The sequence below is a fragment of the Pseudodesulfovibrio mercurii genome (assembly GCF_000189295.2).
Lineage (GTDB): Bacteria > Desulfobacterota > Desulfovibrionia > Desulfovibrionales > Desulfovibrionaceae > Pseudodesulfovibrio > Pseudodesulfovibrio mercurii.
The window spans coordinates 3,791,024-3,806,774 of the sequence record NC_016803.1 but is presented as its reverse complement, the minus strand read 5'-3'; the positions used below and the strand labels follow the sequence as shown (position 1 = coordinate 3,806,774).

The window sequence follows — 15,751 nt, the reverse complement described above, 5'->3', positions numbered from 1 at the left end:
CACCTTCCTACTTTCTGGGAGTGGAGACCGACACGCCGCGCAGGGAGGAAATCTCCTCGGCGCTGCGCAGGGACTCCAGTCCAGCCATGGTGGCCCGCAGCACGTTGTGCGGGTTGTTGGTCCCGATGGCCTTGGTCAGGATGTCGCTGACGCCAACGGCCTCCATGATCGCACGGACGGGACCGCCGGCGATGATGCCGGTGCCTCGGCTGGCGGGCTTGAGCATGACGCGGCCCGCGCCGTAGCGTCCCAGAATCTCGTACGGGAGGGTGCCGTCCAGCAGAGGAACATTGATCATGTTCTTCTTGGCGCGCTCACCGGCCTTGCGGATGGCTTCGGGCACTTCGTTGGCCTTGCCCAGGCCATAACCGACTCCACCTTCACCGTCACCGACGACCACCAGGCAGCTGAAGCTGAAACGGCGGCCACCCTTGACAACCTTGGCGACGCGATTGAGGTAGACGATTTTTTCAATCAATCCACTTTCATTCTGTTCCATTGTTTTTTCCTGGTGCCTAGAATTTCAGCCCGCCTTCACGGGCGCCGTCGGCAAGGGCTTTGATCTTGCCGTGATAGATATATCCGTTCCGGTCGAAGACGCAGGCCTCGATCTGCTTGGCCAGGGCGGCTTCGGCGATAGCCTTGCCAACCTTGGCGGCGGATTCCTTGTTGGCCTTCAGCGTCTCGCCGTCCTTGTTCAGCACCTGGGTGCTGGCGGAGGCGAGGGTCACGCCGTTCACGTCGTCCACCAACTGAGCATAGAGATGCTGGTTGGAGCGGTAGACGACCAGGCGGGGCCGGGCTTCGGTGCCGGAGACCTTCTTCCTGATGCGAGGCTTCCGAAGAAGCCTCTGTGCATTCTTGCTTTTCATGACTTTACCCCTACTTGGAGCCGGACTTACCGGCCTTGCGGCGAATGACTTCGTCGAGGTACTTGATGCCCTTGCCCTTGTAGGGTTCCGGCGGACGCACACGACGAATCTGGGCCGCAATTTCACCGACAAGCTGCTTGTCGATGCCCTCGATGGTCAGCTTGGCGCCTTCCACCTTGGCCTCCAGGCCGGCGGGCAGGTCGAACTCCACCGGGTGGGAATACCCGACGGCCAGAACGACTTTCTTGCCCTGCACGGACACCTTGTAACCGACGCCGATGACTTCCAGGGTCTTGGTGAAGCCCTTGGTCACACCGTCCACGCAGTTGGCCAGCAGGGTCCGACGAAGACCGTGCTGATCGCGGGAGCGGCGGGAATCATCCACGCGGGAAACGTACACCTTGCCATCCTCGATCTTGTACTCAACGGACGAATCGACCGGAGTATTCAAGGACCCCTTGGGACCCTTGACCTGGATTTCGGAGGCTCCGACTGACACCTCGACACCCGAAGGGATGACGATGGGATTCTTTCCTATACGAGACATAACGGAACCTCTTTACCAGATTTCGCAGAGGAGCTCGCCGCCGACGTTGGCCTCTTTGGCCTTGGCGCCCTCGAGCAGCCCCTTGGAGGTGGACACGATACAAATACCGATGCCGTTCTGGACGCGGGGGATATCAGAAGCACCAACGTACACACGGCGACCGGGCTTGCTGACCTTCTTCAGGCCAGTGATAAGCGGTTTGCCTTCGGCGTACTTGAGGGTAATACTGATGTCCCTGTCCTCGACAGCGTAGTCGGCGATATAACCTTCTTCCTTCAGGATACCCGCGATGGAAGACTTCATCTTGGAAGCCGGCACGACGACATCGGTGTGATAGGCGCCATACGCATTCCGGATGCGGGTCAACATGTCGGCTACAGGATCAACAACAGCCATTTCATTTCTCCTTAATTACCAGCTCGCCTTGCGGACGCCGGGCAGTTCGCCGGCGAGAGCCTTGTTGCGGAAGCAGATACGGCAGATGCCGTACCGCCTCAGGAAAGCCCGAGGACGGCCACAAATCGGGCACCGATTGTAAGCGCGGACCTTGAACTTGGGTTTGCGGCTTGCCTTAACGCGTAAGCTTGTCTTGGCCACTTTCCGTCCTCCTACTTTTTAAAGGGCATGCCAAGGAGGTCAAGAAGGGTCTTGCCTTCCTTGTCGGTCTTGGCCGTGGTGGTCACGGTCACGTTCATGCCCTTCACCAATTCCACCCTGTCGATGTCAAGCTCGGGGAAGATGGTGTGTTCCTTGATGCCCAGGGTGAAGTTGCCGCGACCGTCGAAACCACGGTCGGGGACGCCGCGGAAGTCGCGGACCCGGGGCAGAGCGAAGCTCACGAGCTTGTCATAAAAGTCCCACATGAGATCATCGCGCAGGGTAACGCGGCACCCAACCGGCTGGCCCTCGCGCAGCTTGAACTGCGCGATGGACTTCTTGGCCAGGGTGACCACGGCCTTCTGCCCGGCGATGGCGGTCAACTCGTCGGCGGCGGCTTCGATGAGCTTGCTGTTCTGGCTGGCAGCACCGAGGCCGATGTTCAGGGAGATCTTGACCATTTTGGGGATCTCCATGGACGAGGTGTAACCGTACTCCTTCTGGAGCTCGGGGACGACCTTTTCGTTATACAACTTTTCGAGACGTGTCATACTGATACCTATTTGAAGGTCTCGTTGCACTTCTTGCAGAAGCGCACCTTCTTGCCGTCTTCAGTCTTCTTGTACCCTACCCGCGTGGGCTTGGTGCAGGCGTCGCACACAATAGCCACATTGGATACATGGATAGGGGCTTCCTTCTCGATAATGCCACCGGGCTGCTGGGCGTACGGGTTGGCCTTGGTATGGCGCTGGACCATGTTCACCTTCTCGACCAGGACCTTGTCCTGCTTCTTGAGGATCTTCAAGACCTTGCCGACCTTTCCCTTGTCCTTCCCGGCGATGACCATGACCTTGTCGTCTTTGCGAATTTTAGTCTGCATCGTGATTTCCTTACAGAACCTCGGGAGCGAGGGAAACGATCTTCATGAAACCGGCGGCGCGCAGTTCACGGGCCACGGGGCCGAAAATACGGGTTCCCACGGGCTCCATGTTGTTGTTCAGCAGCACGGCGGAGTTGTTGTCGAACTTGATGAAGGAGCCGTCGGGACGGCCGAGTTCCTTCTTGGTGCGGACGACAACCGCCTTCATGACCGAGCCCTTCTTCACCTTGGAATGGGGCATGGCCTCCTTGACGGACACTACGATAATATCACCGACGCTGGCGTAACGGCGTTTGGAACCACCGAGCACCTTGATGCAGGCGACCTTCTTGGCTCCGGAGTTGTCAGCCACGTCGAGATTGGATTCAACCTGAATCATTTCGATATCCTCCTAATCCCTACACGGCCTTTTCGAGAATCTTCACCAGGTGCCAGCGCTTGCGCTTGGACATGGGTCTCGACTCGACAATCTGCACCGTATCGCCGACACCGCAGTCGTTGGCCGGATCGTGGGCCATGAACTTCTTGCGGCGACGGATGTACTTCTTCAGCAGCGGATGCTTCACCAGGGTCTCGACGCGGACGACGATGGTCTTGTCGGCCTTGTCGGAGATGACCAGTCCGGTCAGCAACCGCTTGTTGCCTTGGTATTTGAACTCAGCCATTTCTTACGCTCCCTGCCGTTCCCGCTGAATGGTCAGGATACGGGCGATGGTCTTTTTTGCGCCGCTGAGAGCCTTGGTGTTTTCCAGCTGGGCCGTCGCATGCTTGAAGCGCATGGAGAACAGCTCATGCCGGGCATCCTTCAGGGTCTCGGTCAGCTTTGCGTCATCCATTTCACGAAGTTCCTTGTTGGACAGCATTTACATACCCTCCTTGACAACGATGGTCGTCTTGATCGGGAGCTTGTAGGAAGCGCGCTTGAGGGCTTCCTTGGCGAGCTCGATGTCGACGCCCTTGACTTCGTACATGATACGGCCCGGTTTCACCGGCGCGACCCAACCGTCGGGAGCGCCTTTACCCTTGCCCTGACGGACTTCCGCGGGCTTGGAGGTGGTGGGGTGATCAGGGAAGATGCGGATCCAGACCTTACCGCCGCGCTTGATGTGACGCATGATCGCGACACGAGCGGACTCAATCTGCTGATTGGTGATCTTTCCGTGCTCCAATGCCTTCAGCCCGATATCGCCGAAGGACACCACGTTACCCCGTTGGGCCTTGCCTCTGAGTCGGCCTTTCTGCCATTTTCTGAATTTAACTCTTTTTGGAGCAAGCATTACTGTTGTACCTCTTTGTCCAGAATCTCACCCTTGAAGATCCAGACCTTGACGCCGATCACGCCGTAGGTCGTGGAGGCCTCGGCAAAACCGTAGTCGATGTCCGCACGGAGGGTGTGCAGCGGCACACGCCCATCACGGTACCATTCGCCGCGCGCGATTTCGGCGCCGGCAAGGCGACCCGCACACGCGACTTTGATACCCTCGGCGCCGAATTTCCTGGCAAGGCCCACCGTGCGCTTCATGGCACGGCGGAAGGCAATGCGGCGTTCGAGTTGCTGGGCAATACTCTCAGCTACGAGCTGAGCCTCAACCTCAGGCCGACGAATCTCGTTGACCTCAATGGTGAACTCGGTTTGAAACTTGCTGCGCAATTCCTCACGCAACTTTTCTATCTCAACACCCTTGCGGCCGATGACGATACCGGGACGCGCGGTGTGGATGATCAGGCGAATCTTGCCGCCGGCCCGCTCGATCTCGATGCGGGACACGCCGGCCTGAAACAGTTTTTTCTTAACGAACTTGCGGACCTGGTCGTCCTGGAAGACGAACGCAGGGTAGTCCTTTCTGCTGTACCAGCGGGACAGCCAGTTCTTGTTATACCCCAGACGAAAACCGTAAGGATGTACTTTCTGTCCCATACTACTGTTCCTTGACTACGATGGTGATGTGACTGGTGCGCTTGCGGACGCGGTAGGCGCGGCCCATGGCGCGCGGCTGAATGCGCTTCCAGGTGGGCCCTTCATTGACCACGACCGAGGCGACGACCAGGGAATCGACGTCCACGCCGGGCATCTGCTCCGCGTTGGACACGGCGGAGTACAGCACCTTGCTGAGGATGTCGGCGGGCTTCTGCGGGGTGAACCGCAGGATGTTCAGGGCATCCTCGACGCCCTTGCCCTTGATGTTCTCGGCAACGATGCGGGTCTTGCGCGGCGACACGCGGATGAACTTGGCAACTGCTTTGGCTTCCATAACGTACTCCCCCTACTTCTTCTTGTCGGCGACGTGGCCGAAGTAGGTGCGGGTCGGGGAGAACTCACCGAGCTTGTGACCGACCATGTTTTCGGTCACGAACACGGGGATGAACTTCCGGCCGTTGTGGACGGCGAAGGTCATGCCGACCATCTCGGGGACGATCGTGGAACGGCGGGACCAGGTCTTGATCACGCGGCGGTCCTGATTCTCGGCGGCCACTTGGATTTTCTTGATCAGGTGACCGTCCAGGAACGGACCCTTCTTAAGCGATCTAGGCATTGGTTATACTCCTACTTCTGGCCGCGGCGTTTGACGATGAGCTTCGAGGAAGCCTTCTTGCGGTTCCGGGTCTTGTAGCCCTTGGCCGGGGTACCCCACGGGGACACCGGATGGCGACCACCGGAACTGCGGCCCTCACCACCACCCAGCGGGTGATCGATCGGGTTCATTGCCACACCACGGACCTTCGGGCGACGGCCAAGCCAACGATTGCGTCCGGCCTTACCGATCTTGATGTTCTCGTGATGAATGTTACCAACCTGGCCGATGGTGGCGCAGCAGGCGGCCAGCACCTTGCGGACCTCGCCGGAGGGCATGCGCAGGAGCGCGTACTTGCCTTCCTTGGCGATGAGCTGGGCGTAGGTGCCGGCGGCGCGGCAGAACTGGCCGCCCTTGCCCGGGTACAGCTCGATGTTGTGCACGACGGTACCGGTCGGGATCTGGGTCAGAGCCATGGCGTTGCCGGGCTTGATGTCGGCGCCTTCACCGGCGGTGATGACGTCGCCCTGGTTCAGCCCGACAGGGGCCAGGATGTAGCGCTTCTCGCCGTCCGCGTAGTGCAGCAGGGCGATGCGGGCGCTACGGTTCGGATCGTACTCGATCTCGGCCACCTTGGCGGGCACGCCAAGCTTGTTCCGCTTGAAGTCGATCAGGCGGTACAGGGACTTGTTGCCGCCGCCGCGGCGACGCATGGTGACACGACCGTTATTGTTACGTCCGGCCTTCTGGGTCAGACCTTTGGTCAGCGACTTCTCGGGAGTGGTCCGGGTGATCTCCGCGAAATCGGAGATGGTCTGGAACCGGCGGCCCGGAGAAGTAGGCTTCAGCTTACGGGTTGCCATGGTTACACTCCTTCGAAGATTTCGATTTTATCGCCGGCGGCAAGCTTGACGTAGGCCTTCTTGTACCCGGGGACGCGTCCACCGGTCAGGCGGCCCATGCGCTTGCGCGGCGCGGCTTTCTTGGCCACGATATTCACGGACTCGACTTTGACGTCGAAGGCTGCCTCAACGGCCTTCTTCACCTCGATCTTGTTGGAGTCGGGGTGGACGTAAAAAGAGACGTGATTGGATTGCTCCTTGGCCTCGTTGGCCTTCTCGGAGACCACGGGCTTGAGCAGGACTTTCGAATAATCCATTACTTCAACCTCTCTTGAACGTCTTGGGCGGCGGACTCGAGCATGACCAGCTCGGGGTACAGCAGCACGTCGTAAACATTCAGCTTGTCGGCCTCGATGACCTTGATGTGCGGCATGTTGCGCGCGGACATGGTCAGCTTCGGATCGGCGTCTTTGGCGACGATCAGAGTTTTGTTCAGGCCGAGGTTCTTGGCGACTTCGGCAAAGGCCTTGGTCTTGATCTCGGGGAGATCGATGGAGCTGACCACCGTCATCTTCGCTTCGGAGACGCGGGAGGACAGGGCCATCTTCAGGGCCAGCTTGCGCACCTTCTTGTTGACCTTGAAGGTGTAGTCGCGGGGCTGCGGGCCGAAAGCGGCGGCGCCGCCACGCCACAGGGGCGAATTGCTGGAACCGGCACGGGCGCGGCCGGTGCCCTTCTGGCGCCACGGCTTGCGACCGCCGCCGGCCTTGAGGGCGCGGTTCTTGGTGGCGTGGGTGCCCTGACGCTGAGAGGCACGCTGGGCGCGGACGACCTGGTTGAGGATTTCGGGCATGATCTCCACCTCGAAAACCTCGGGGGCCAGTTCGAAATCGCCCACCTTCGTGTTATTCTGATCTACAACTTGAATTTTTGCCATGACGTATACCTCTTAGCCGTTCTTGCGGATCATCACGAGGCCGTTGTTGGGGCCGGGCACCTGGCCCTTGACCAGGAGGACATTGTCCTCGGGCCTGACATCGACGATCTCAACGTTGCTCAAGGTCACACGCTCACTGCCCATATGGCCGGCCATCCGCTTGCCCTTCCAGACGCGGCCGGGGTACGTCGCGTTACCGACGGAACCGGGCACGCGGTGCACTTTCTCGGCACCGTGGGAAGCGCGGGAGCCATTGAAGTTGTGACGCTTCATGACGCCCTGGAAACCTTTACCCTTGGAGGTACCGGTAACCTTGACCTTTTCACCGGCGGCAAAGATGTCGACGGTGATTTCCTGGCCCAGCTCGTAGCCGTCCACGACCTCCAGGGGGAATTCCTTGAGGTGGCGGTACAGGGCGTCGCCGGCCTTGGCCATGTGGCCTTTCATGGGCTTGTTCACCTTGCGCTCGGGCACGGTATCGTAACCGAGCTGCAGGGCGTTGTAACCTTCCTTGTCCGTGGTCTTGATCTGCATGACCGCGCAGGGTCCCGCCTCGATAACCGTGACGGGGCAGATGGTACCATCGCTCTTGAATATGCGGGTCATGCCCAGCTTTCTGCCAAGCAATCCGAGAGTCTTAGCCATAACTATACTCCTAGAGCTTGATCTCGACGTCCACGCCGGCGGGCAGCGAAAGCTTGCCCAGGGCGTCGACCGTCTGCTGAGTGGGTTCAAGAATGTCCAGGAGACGCTTGTGGATGCGCATCTCGAACTGCTCGCGGGACTTTTTGTCCACGTGCACGGACTTCTGGACGGTGGTACGATGAATGTCGGTGGGCAGCGGCACGGGGCCGGCGATTGCCGCACCGGTATTCCGGGCGGTGTCAACGATTTCGGTGACAGCCTTGTCCAGAATACGGTAATCGTATGCTCTCAGTTTGATTCTGATGCGATCGCTCGCCATCGAAGCAGCCATAGTGCTTTCTCCTCAAAGGATTTATCTTTACCGCGCCTGAAAGAAAAAAAGGCGCCGATTCATGCGGCGGTCGGGTTGAGTACACCCGCACCGCCGCACTGTCAAGCAAAGGGAAAATCCTAGGCTCTACGTGTTAATCGTTTCCTTTCATCAACTCTTCGGCCAAATTGGCGGGCAGCCGCTCGTAGTGGTCGAACTGCATGGTGAAGGTGGCACGGCCCTGGGTCTTGGAACGGAGGTCCGTGGCGTATCCGAACATCTCGGACAGCGGCACGAAGGACCGGATGACCTGCACGCCCGTGCGGGCTTCCATTTCGCCCACGCGGCCGCGGCGGCCGTTCAAATCACCCATGACGTCACCGAGGTAGTCCTCGGGAGTGACCACTTCCACCGACATGATCGGCTCGAGCAGCACCGGCTTGGCGCCTCTGCAGGCTTCCTTGATGGCCAGGGAACCGGCGATGTAGAAGGCCTGTTCGCTGGAGTCGACTTCATGGAAGGAGCCGAAGACCAGTTTGACCTTCACATCCACGACCGGGAACCCGGCCACGATGCCGTTCTTCATGGCATCCTGGATGCCCTTGTCCACGGCGGGGATGTATTCCTTGGGAATCACGCCGCCCTTGATCTCGTCCACGAACTCGTAGCCCTTCTCGGGGTTGGGCTCGACCTCGATGACGACGTGGCCGTACTGGCCACGGCCACCCGACTGCTTGGCATGCTTGACATCGACCTTGTTCGGCGCGGAGATGGTCTCCCGATAGGCCACGCGGGGGGCGCCCACGTTGGCGTTCACGTTGAACTCGCGCAGCAGGCGGTCAACGATGATCTCGAGGTGCAACTCGCCCATTCCGGCGATCAGGGTCTGTCCGGTCTCCTCGTCGCCCTTGACGCGGAAGGACGGATCCTCCTTGGTCAGCTTGGCGAGGGCGGCGGACAGGGTGTCACGGTCTGCCTTGGTCTTGGGTTCGATGGCCACTTCGATGACCGGCTCCGGGATGTCCAGGGACTCCAGAACCACAGCGCGCTTGAGGTCGCACAGGGTATCGCCGGTGGCCACGTTCTTGAGGCCGACGGCGGCGACGATGTCGCCGGCGTACGCCTCTTTGATTTCCTCACGCTTGTTGGCGTGCATTTTCAAAAGACGACCGATGCGCTCCTTCTTGCCGGTGGCCGCGTTCATGAACGTGGCGCCGGACTCGATCTTGCCCGAGTAGAGGCGCAGGAAGGTCAGGTGACCGACGAAGGGGTCGGTCATGAGCTTGAAGGCCAGCGCGGCCATGGGCTCGTCGTCGTCGCAGGGGCACTCGATGATGGTCTCGACGTTCTGCGGGTCCGTGCCCTTCATGGGCGGGATGTCCAGCGGGCTGGGCAGGTAGTCGACAACGGCGTCCAGCAGCGGCTGCACGCCCTTGTTGCGGAACGCGGTGCCGCACAGGACCGGGCAGATGGCCAGGTTGGTGGTCGCCTTGCGCACGCCCTCGCGGATCTCGTCCGGGGTGATCTCCTCTTCGGCCATGTACTTCTCGAGCAGGCTTTCGTCCTCCTCGGCAATGGCCTCGATCATCTCGGCGCGCATCTCTTCATACTGGTCCTGCAACTCGGCGGGCACTTCCGTGGTGGTGAAGCTCGCGCCGTGATCCAGGTGGTCGTAGATATAGGCCTTGCCCTCGATCAGGTCGACGACGCCCATAAAGTCGTCCTCGGCCCCGATGGGCAACTGCAGAGGCACAGCCTTGGCGCCCAGACGGTTCTTCATCATACGGACACAACGGAAGAAATCAGCGCCGATGCGGTCCATCTTGTTGACGAAGGCCATGCGGGGCACGTGATACCGGTCGGCCTGGCGCCACACGGTCTCGGACTGCGGCTCGACGCCTGCCACGGAGTCGAAAACGGCGACGGCGCCGTCCAGGACGCGCAGGGCGCGCTCGACTTCCATGGTGAAGTCCACGTGGCCCGGGGTGTCGATGATGTTGATGCGGTGCTCTTTCCAGAAGCAGGTGGTCGCGGCGGACGTGATGGTGATGCCGCGTTCCTGCTCCTGAACCATCCAGTCCATGGTGGCTTCGCCATCATGGACCTCACCGATCTTGTGGGACACGCCGGTGTAGAACAGGATTCGCTCGGTAGTGGTAGTCTTGCCCGCATCGATGTGGGCCATGATACCAATGTTGCGCTGTTTCTCTCTAGGTACTTTTCTCGCCACTTTACTACTCCGTGACTACCAACGGTAGTGAGCGAAAGCCTTGTTGGCTTCAGCCATCTTGTGGGTGTCTTCACGCTTTTTCACGGCGCCGCCACGGTTGTTGAAAGCGTCCAGCAGCTCGCCGGACAGACGGGCGACCATGCCCTTCTCGCCGCGGCCACGGGCGTAGCCGATGGCCCAGCGGATGGCCAGGGCGGTCTGGCGGTCGGGACGGACCTCCATGGGCACCTGGTACGTGGCACCGCCGACACGGCGGGACTTGACCTCGAGGGCCGGACGAATGTTGTCCAGGCACTTCTCGAAGGCGCGCAGCGGGTCTTCGTTGGTCTTCTCGGCCAGGATGTCGATGGCCTTGTAGAAAATTTGTTCCGCAGTGGACTTCTTGCCGTCCAGCATCAGACGGTTGATGAAGCGGGTGATGAGCTTGCTGCCGTACACAGGATCCGGCAGGATCTGCCGCTTGGCGACAGGACCTTTACGAGGCATTTTTTTCTCCTTGAATTTCGGCCGGGGGGACATTATTTCGGGCAGCCTCCGCCCTACTTTGTCATCCCACCCCGGGCATTACGAAAAGGCTCTAACCTTATTTCGGGCGCTTGGTGCCGTACTTGGAACGGCCGCGGCGACGATCGTCGACACCGGAGGTATCGAGGGTACCGCGAACGATGTGGTAACGGACACCGGGAAGGTCCTTCACACGGCCGCCGCGGATCAGGACCACGGAGTGTTCCTGCAGGTTGTGGCCCTCACCACCGATGTAGGCGGTGACTTCCATGCCGTTGGTCAGGCGCACGCGGGCGACCTTACGAAGCGCGGAGTTCGGCTTCTTCGGGGTCGTGGTGTACACCCTGGTGCAAACACCGCGGCGCTGAGGGCATTCCATCAGGGCCGGGGTCTTCTTCCGTTTGGGCTGCGCTTCGCGGCCCTTGCGGATGAGCTGGTTAATGGTGGGCATTCATCCTCCAATCATTAGTTAATACTGTACCTGCGCGCAAAACATGCGCAAAGAGGACCGCTAGTACCCCGTTCGTTCGGTTGTTGTCAAGGCATTTCGCCCTGCGAACGGGAGGACTTTTCGGTCCGGGCCGGCAAAAAAGTTGGAGAGGCACGGCCTCTCCAACTTTTTCAATCACTTATATCAAACGCTGCCGAAGGTGTATTTTCGGCTGCGCTACACCATCGACACGTCCACCAAGAGCGGGCTTTCTTCCAGCTCCTCGAGGAACTTGTCGGGGCGTTCGGGCTGGTCGGGCACGCTGATCTCGGCGTCCGTGTACTTGCGGAAGCCGGTACCGGCGGGCACCAAGCGGCCCACGATGACGTTTTCCTTCAGGCCGTGCAGATGGTCGGTCTTGCCCTTCAGGGAGGCCTCGGTCAGGACCTTGGTGGTCTCCTGGAACGAGGCTGCCGAGATGAACGAGTCCGTGGACAGCGAGGCCTGGGTGATGCCGAGCACCAGGGTCTCGGCCACGGCGGGCTTGCCGCCCTCGGCCACGACCTTCTGGTTCTCTTCCATGAACCGGAGCTTGTCCACCTGCTCGCCGATGAGGAAGGAGGTGGAGCCGGGGTTCAGGATCGAGACCTTCTTGAGCATCTGCCGGACGATGATCTCGATGTGCTTGTCGTTGATGTTGACGCCCTGGAACCGGTACACGTCCTGGATTTCCTCGACCAGGTAGCGGGCCAGGTACTTTTCGCCCTTGATCCGCAGGATGTCGTGCAGCTCCGGGGAGCCTTCGGTCAGCAGGTCGCCGGCCTCGACGAAGTCGGACTCCTGAACCGTGATGTGCTTGCCCTTGGGAATGAGGAATTCCTTGGCGTCGCCGGTTTCCGGAGTGACCACGACCTTGCGCTTGCCCTTGGTCTCGGGACCGAAGGTGACCACGCCGTCGATGGACGAGACAACGCCCAGGTCCTTGGGCTTGCGCACCTCGAAGAGCTCGGCGACGCGCGGCAGACCGCCGACGATGTCCTTGGTCTTGGAGGATTCGCGCGGCTTGCGGGCGATGACGTCGCCGGCGCGGACCGTGTCGCCGTCCTTGACCATGAGGATGGCGCCCACCGGCATGGCGAAGTTGGCGTCGATGTCGGTGCCGGGCCGATGCACGGGCTTGCCGTCCTCGCCCAGCAGGGTCACGGCCGGACGGTAGTTGGTCGTCCGGTATTCCATGATGGTGAAGGACGCCTTGGAGGTGCGGTCCTCCTGGACGGTCTTGCCTTCGATGATGTCCTTGAACTTGATGGTGCCGGACACGTCGACGATGAACGGTTCCATGTACGGATCCCATTCGGCCAGGGCGGTGCCCTTCTTGACCTCCTGCCCTTCGTCCACCAGCAGACGCGCGCCGGACGGGAGCACGTACTTCTCGCGCTCGCGGCCCTGCTCGTCCACGATGCCCACCTGGCAGCTCTTGCCCAGGACCATCTTGTCGCCGTCGGCGTTGACGACGGTGCGCATGCGCGAGGTGACCACGCGGCCATTGTGCTGCGACTCGATGCTTGAGGACTCGATCTCCTTGGAGGCGGTACCGCCGATATGGAAGGTACGCATGGTCAGCTGGGTGCCGGGCTCGCCGATGGACTGCGCGGCGATGATGCCGACGGTCTCGCCCACGTTGACCAGATGGCCCCGGGCCAGATCGCGACCGTAGCACATGGCGCAGACGCCGTGCTTGGACTTGCAGGTCAGGCCGGAGCGGATGACGATGGAGTTCACGCCCGAGGCGTCGAGCTTCTTGGCGTACTCGTCGTCGATCATGGTGTTGGCGGGGACGACCAGCTCGCCGGTCTCCTCGTCATAGGTGTCGAACATGGTCACGCGGCCCAGCACGCGTTCGGCCAGGCGCTGCTTGATCTCGCCGCCCTTGATGTAGTGGGTCAGCTCCAGTCCGTCCACGGTGCCGCAGTCCAGCTCGGACACGGTCACGTCCTGGACAACGTCCACCAGGCGGCGGGTCAGGTAGCCGGAGTTCGCGGTCTTGAGCGCGGTGTCGGCCAGGCCCTTGCGTGCGCCGTGGGTGGAGATGAAGTACTGGAGGACGGACAGACCTTCGCGGAAGCTCGCGGTGATCGGGGTCTCGATGATCTCGCCCGAAGGCTTGGCCATCAGACCGCGCATGCCGGCCAGCTGCCGCATCTGGTCCTGGTTGCCTCGAGCGCCGGAGGTGGCCATCATGTAGATGGGGTTGAAGCTCGAGTTGACCTCGGTGTTGCCGGTCTTGGGGTCGACCAGGATGTCCGTGGACATCTCCTTCATCGTCTCGTTGGAGATGTCGTTGGTGACCTTGGTCCAGACGTCGACGATCTTGTTGTATTTCTCGGTCCGGGTGATGATGCCGTCCTGGAACTGGTTTTCGATCTCGTCCACTTCGGCGTTGGCCGTCGCGAGCATCTTGGGCTTGTTGTCCGGGATCTTCAGGTCCTTGACGCCGATGGTCACACCGGCGCGGGTGGCGTACTCGTAGCCCAGGTCCTTGATGCGGTCGCACAGGATGACCGTGGCCTTGGTGCCCGCCAGACGGTAGGCGCCGGAGACCAGGGCGGCGATGTTCTTCTTGTTCAGCACGCAGTTGACCAGCTCGAACGGAACCTTGTCGGGCAGAATCTCGCTGACGATGACGCGGCCCGTGGTGGTCTCGACGATCTCGCCGTTCATGCGCACCTTGATGCGCGCGTGGATGCCCACCGCGCCGAAGTCGTGGGCCGAGATGACCTCTTCCGGGGAGGAGAAGGTCATGCCCTCGCCCTTCTCGAAGGAGCGCGGTGTGGTCAGGTAGTACAGCCCGAGGACGATATCCTGGGACGGGTTGATGATCGGCGAGCCGTTGGACGGGCTGAGGATGTTGTTGGAGGACATCATCAGCACGCGGCACTCGATCTGCGCCTCAACGGACAGCGGCACGTGCACGGCCATCTGGTCGCCGTCGAAGTCCGCGTTGTAGGCGGAACAGACGAGCGGGTGCAACTGGATGGCCTTGCCCTCGACCAGGGTCGGCTCGAAGGCCTGGATGCCCAGACGGTGCAGGGTCGGGGCGCGGTTGAGCATGATCGGGTACTCGCGGACCACATCCTCCAGGATATCCCAGACGACCAGGTCCTCGCGCTCGACCATCTTCTTGGCCGACTTGATGGTCGTGGCGATCTCGCGCTTCTCCAGCTCCGAGTAGATGAACGGCTTGAACAGCTCGAGCGCCATCTTCTTGGGCAGGCCGCACTGGTGCAGCTTGAGCTTGGGACCGACCACGATGACCGAACGGCCGGAGTAGTCCACGCGCTTGCCGAGCAGGTTCTGGCGGAACCGGCCCTGCTTGCCCTTGATCATGTCGGACAGGGACTTGAGCGGACGGCCGTTGGTGCCGGTGATGGCCCGGCCGCGACGACCGTTGTCGAACAGGGCGTCGACGGCCTCCTGCAACATGCGCTTCTCGTTGCGGATGATGATCTCGGGCGCGCCGAGTTCAAGCAGCCGTTTCAGGCGGTTGTTGCGGTTGATGACGCGACGGTACAGGTCGTTGAGGTCCGAAGTGGCGAAACGGCCGCCGTCCAGGGGGACCAGCGGGCGCAGCTCGGGCGGGATGATCGGAATCACTTCCATGATCATCCACTCGGGCTTGTTGCCGGACTCCAGGAAGGACTCGACGATCTTCAGCCGCTTGGTGATCTTCTTCTTCTTGGTCTGGGACCGGGTGGTCTGCGACTCCTCGCGCAGCTCGGTGCGCAGGGTCGGCAGGTCCAGGGCCTGGAGCATGGTCCGCACGGTCTCGGCGCCCATGCCCACGGTCAGAGCGTCCTCGCCGAAGTGGTCGATGACCTGGAAGTACTGGTCCTCGCTGACCACCTGGTGCTTCTTGAGCGGGGTCTCGCCCGGATCAAGCACGATGAACGAGTCAAAGTACAGGACCTTTTCCAGGTCGGCCATGGTGATGTCGAGCAGCGTGCCGATCTTGGACGGCAGGGTCTTCAGGAACCAGATGTGCGCCACGGGGGCGGCCAGCTCGATATGTCCCATGCGCTCGCGGCGGACCTTGGAGGCGATGACCTCGACGCCGCACTTCTCGCAGACGATGCCGCGATGCTTCATGCGCTTGTATTTGCCGCAGTTGCACTCGTAGTCCTTCACCGGGCCGAAGATCTTGGCGCAGAACAGGCCGTCCCGCTCCGGTTTGAAGGTCCGGTAGTTGATGGTCTCCGGTTTTTTGACTTCACCGTAGGACCACTCCCGGATGGTTTCGGGCGCAGCTATGGATATCTGGATAGCCTTCAGGTTGCGGCCTTGTGCAGCCGCGTTCGGCGCTCCACGTAAGGTGAACAGATCGTCCAACGTCATGGATATCCCCTATCGTATAATGTTATCTCGTGCCCGGCCGATCCTTGGGACC

The 15,751-nt window shown here is 61.0% G+C and carries 23 protein-coding genes; all 23 read right to left on the bottom strand.

Annotated features, from left to right (window positions below; translation table 11 throughout):
- Nucleotides 1-7 precede the first annotated feature (7 nt).
- The 23 genes from rpsE to rpoC all read right to left on the bottom strand — a co-directional run bounded on the left by rpsE (nt 8) and on the right by rpoC (nt 15,699).
- The gene (gene rpsE / locus DND132_RS17195; protein WP_014324044.1) at nt 8-499 is read right to left on the bottom strand and encodes a 30S ribosomal protein S5; all 492 of its coding nucleotides are present in this window, start codon (nt 497-499) and stop codon (nt 8-10) included.
- A 16-nt stretch (nt 500-515) separates the two neighbouring features.
- Nucleotides 516-872: a 50S ribosomal protein L18 gene (gene rplR, locus DND132_RS17190; RefSeq protein WP_014324043.1), complete on the bottom strand. Its 357-nt coding sequence runs from the start codon at nt 870-872 to the stop codon at nt 516-518.
- A 10-nt stretch (nt 873-882) separates the two neighbouring features.
- Nucleotides 883-1,419 (bottom strand): 50S ribosomal protein L6, encoded by a 537-nt coding sequence (rplF, locus tag DND132_RS17185; RefSeq protein ID WP_014324042.1) that lies wholly within the window; start codon nt 1,417-1,419, stop codon nt 883-885.
- Nucleotides 1,420-1,431: 12 nt separating this feature from the next.
- On the bottom strand, nt 1,432-1,815 hold the full coding sequence (rpsH, locus tag DND132_RS17180; RefSeq protein ID WP_014324041.1) for a 30S ribosomal protein S8: 384 nt from the start codon (nt 1,813-1,815) through the stop codon (nt 1,432-1,434).
- Between the two features lie 15 nt (nt 1,816-1,830).
- Complete coding sequence (locus DND132_RS18125; RefSeq protein ID WP_014324040.1) at nt 1,831-2,016, bottom strand: type Z 30S ribosomal protein S14; 186 nt, start codon at nt 2,014-2,016, stop codon at nt 1,831-1,833.
- 11 nt (nt 2,017-2,027) lie between these two features.
- The gene (gene rplE, locus DND132_RS17175) at nt 2,028-2,567 is read right to left on the bottom strand and encodes a 50S ribosomal protein L5 (RefSeq protein WP_014324039.1); all 540 of its coding nucleotides are present in this window, start codon (nt 2,565-2,567) and stop codon (nt 2,028-2,030) included.
- Nucleotides 2,568-2,575: 8 nt separating this feature from the next.
- Complete coding sequence (gene rplX, locus DND132_RS17170) at nt 2,576-2,896, bottom strand: 50S ribosomal protein L24 (protein ID WP_014324038.1); 321 nt, start codon at nt 2,894-2,896, stop codon at nt 2,576-2,578.
- A 10-nt stretch (nt 2,897-2,906) separates the two neighbouring features.
- Nucleotides 2,907-3,275, bottom strand: a complete 369-nt coding sequence (gene rplN / locus DND132_RS17165) for a 50S ribosomal protein L14 (RefSeq protein ID WP_014324037.1) — start codon at nt 3,273-3,275, stop codon at nt 2,907-2,909.
- A 19-nt stretch (nt 3,276-3,294) separates the two neighbouring features.
- Nucleotides 3,295-3,561 carry a 30S ribosomal protein S17 gene (gene rpsQ / locus DND132_RS17160; RefSeq protein WP_014324036.1) on the bottom strand — a complete coding sequence of 89 codons (267 nt, stop codon included), beginning with the start codon at nt 3,559-3,561 and terminating at the stop codon, nt 3,295-3,297.
- Nucleotides 3,562-3,564: 3 nt separating this feature from the next.
- On the bottom strand, nt 3,565-3,756 hold the full coding sequence (rpmC, locus tag DND132_RS17155; RefSeq protein WP_148267103.1) for a 50S ribosomal protein L29: 192 nt from the start codon (nt 3,754-3,756) through the stop codon (nt 3,565-3,567).
- A 3-nt stretch (nt 3,757-3,759) separates the two neighbouring features.
- Nucleotides 3,760-4,173: a 50S ribosomal protein L16 gene (rplP, locus tag DND132_RS17150; protein ID WP_014324034.1), complete on the bottom strand. Its 414-nt coding sequence runs from the start codon at nt 4,171-4,173 to the stop codon at nt 3,760-3,762.
- Nucleotides 4,173-4,814: a 30S ribosomal protein S3 gene (gene rpsC, locus DND132_RS17145; protein WP_014324033.1), complete on the bottom strand. Its 642-nt coding sequence runs from the start codon at nt 4,812-4,814 to the stop codon at nt 4,173-4,175. Before rpsC ends, rplP begins: the two co-directional genes overlap by 1 nt.
- 1 nt (nt 4,815) lies before the next feature.
- Nucleotides 4,816-5,148 carry a 50S ribosomal protein L22 gene (gene rplV / locus DND132_RS17140; protein ID WP_014324032.1) on the bottom strand — a complete coding sequence of 111 codons (333 nt, stop codon included), beginning with the start codon at nt 5,146-5,148 and terminating at the stop codon, nt 4,816-4,818.
- Between the two features lie 12 nt (nt 5,149-5,160).
- Nucleotides 5,161-5,430, bottom strand: coding sequence for a 30S ribosomal protein S19 (gene rpsS, locus DND132_RS17135; protein ID WP_014324031.1), 270 nt, complete (start codon nt 5,428-5,430; stop codon nt 5,161-5,163).
- Between the two features lie 11 nt (nt 5,431-5,441).
- Complete coding sequence (rplB, locus tag DND132_RS17130; RefSeq protein WP_014324030.1) at nt 5,442-6,272, bottom strand: 50S ribosomal protein L2; 831 nt, start codon at nt 6,270-6,272, stop codon at nt 5,442-5,444.
- A 2-nt stretch (nt 6,273-6,274) separates the two neighbouring features.
- Nucleotides 6,275-6,568 carry a 50S ribosomal protein L23 gene (rplW, locus tag DND132_RS17125; RefSeq protein ID WP_014324029.1) on the bottom strand — a complete coding sequence of 98 codons (294 nt, stop codon included), beginning with the start codon at nt 6,566-6,568 and terminating at the stop codon, nt 6,275-6,277.
- Entirely contained in the window at nt 6,568-7,188 is a 621-nt protein-coding gene (gene rplD, locus DND132_RS17120; RefSeq protein WP_014324028.1) for a 50S ribosomal protein L4, read from the bottom strand. Before rplD ends, rplW begins: the two co-directional genes overlap by 1 nt.
- A 12-nt stretch (nt 7,189-7,200) precedes the next feature.
- Complete coding sequence (rplC, locus tag DND132_RS17115; protein WP_014324027.1) at nt 7,201-7,833, bottom strand: 50S ribosomal protein L3; 633 nt, start codon at nt 7,831-7,833, stop codon at nt 7,201-7,203.
- Nucleotides 7,834-7,843: 10 nt separating this feature from the next.
- A complete protein-coding gene (gene rpsJ, locus DND132_RS17110; protein ID WP_014324026.1) occupies nt 7,844-8,164 on the bottom strand; it encodes a 30S ribosomal protein S10 in 321 nt (106 codons plus the stop codon).
- A 133-nt stretch (nt 8,165-8,297) separates the two neighbouring features.
- Nucleotides 8,298-10,373 carry an elongation factor G gene (fusA, locus tag DND132_RS17105; RefSeq protein WP_014324025.1) on the bottom strand — a complete coding sequence of 692 codons (2,076 nt, stop codon included), beginning with the start codon at nt 10,371-10,373 and terminating at the stop codon, nt 8,298-8,300.
- 15 nt (nt 10,374-10,388) lie between these two features.
- On the bottom strand, nt 10,389-10,859 hold the full coding sequence (gene rpsG / locus DND132_RS17100; protein ID WP_014324024.1) for a 30S ribosomal protein S7: 471 nt from the start codon (nt 10,857-10,859) through the stop codon (nt 10,389-10,391).
- 97 nt (nt 10,860-10,956) lie between these two features.
- The gene (gene rpsL, locus DND132_RS17095; RefSeq protein WP_014324023.1) at nt 10,957-11,328 is read right to left on the bottom strand and encodes a 30S ribosomal protein S12; all 372 of its coding nucleotides are present in this window, start codon (nt 11,326-11,328) and stop codon (nt 10,957-10,959) included.
- A gap of 216 nt (nt 11,329-11,544) precedes the next feature.
- Complete coding sequence (gene rpoC / locus DND132_RS17090; protein WP_014324022.1) at nt 11,545-15,699, bottom strand: DNA-directed RNA polymerase subunit beta'; 4,155 nt, start codon at nt 15,697-15,699, stop codon at nt 11,545-11,547.
- Between the last annotated feature and the right edge of the window lie 52 nt (nt 15,700-15,751).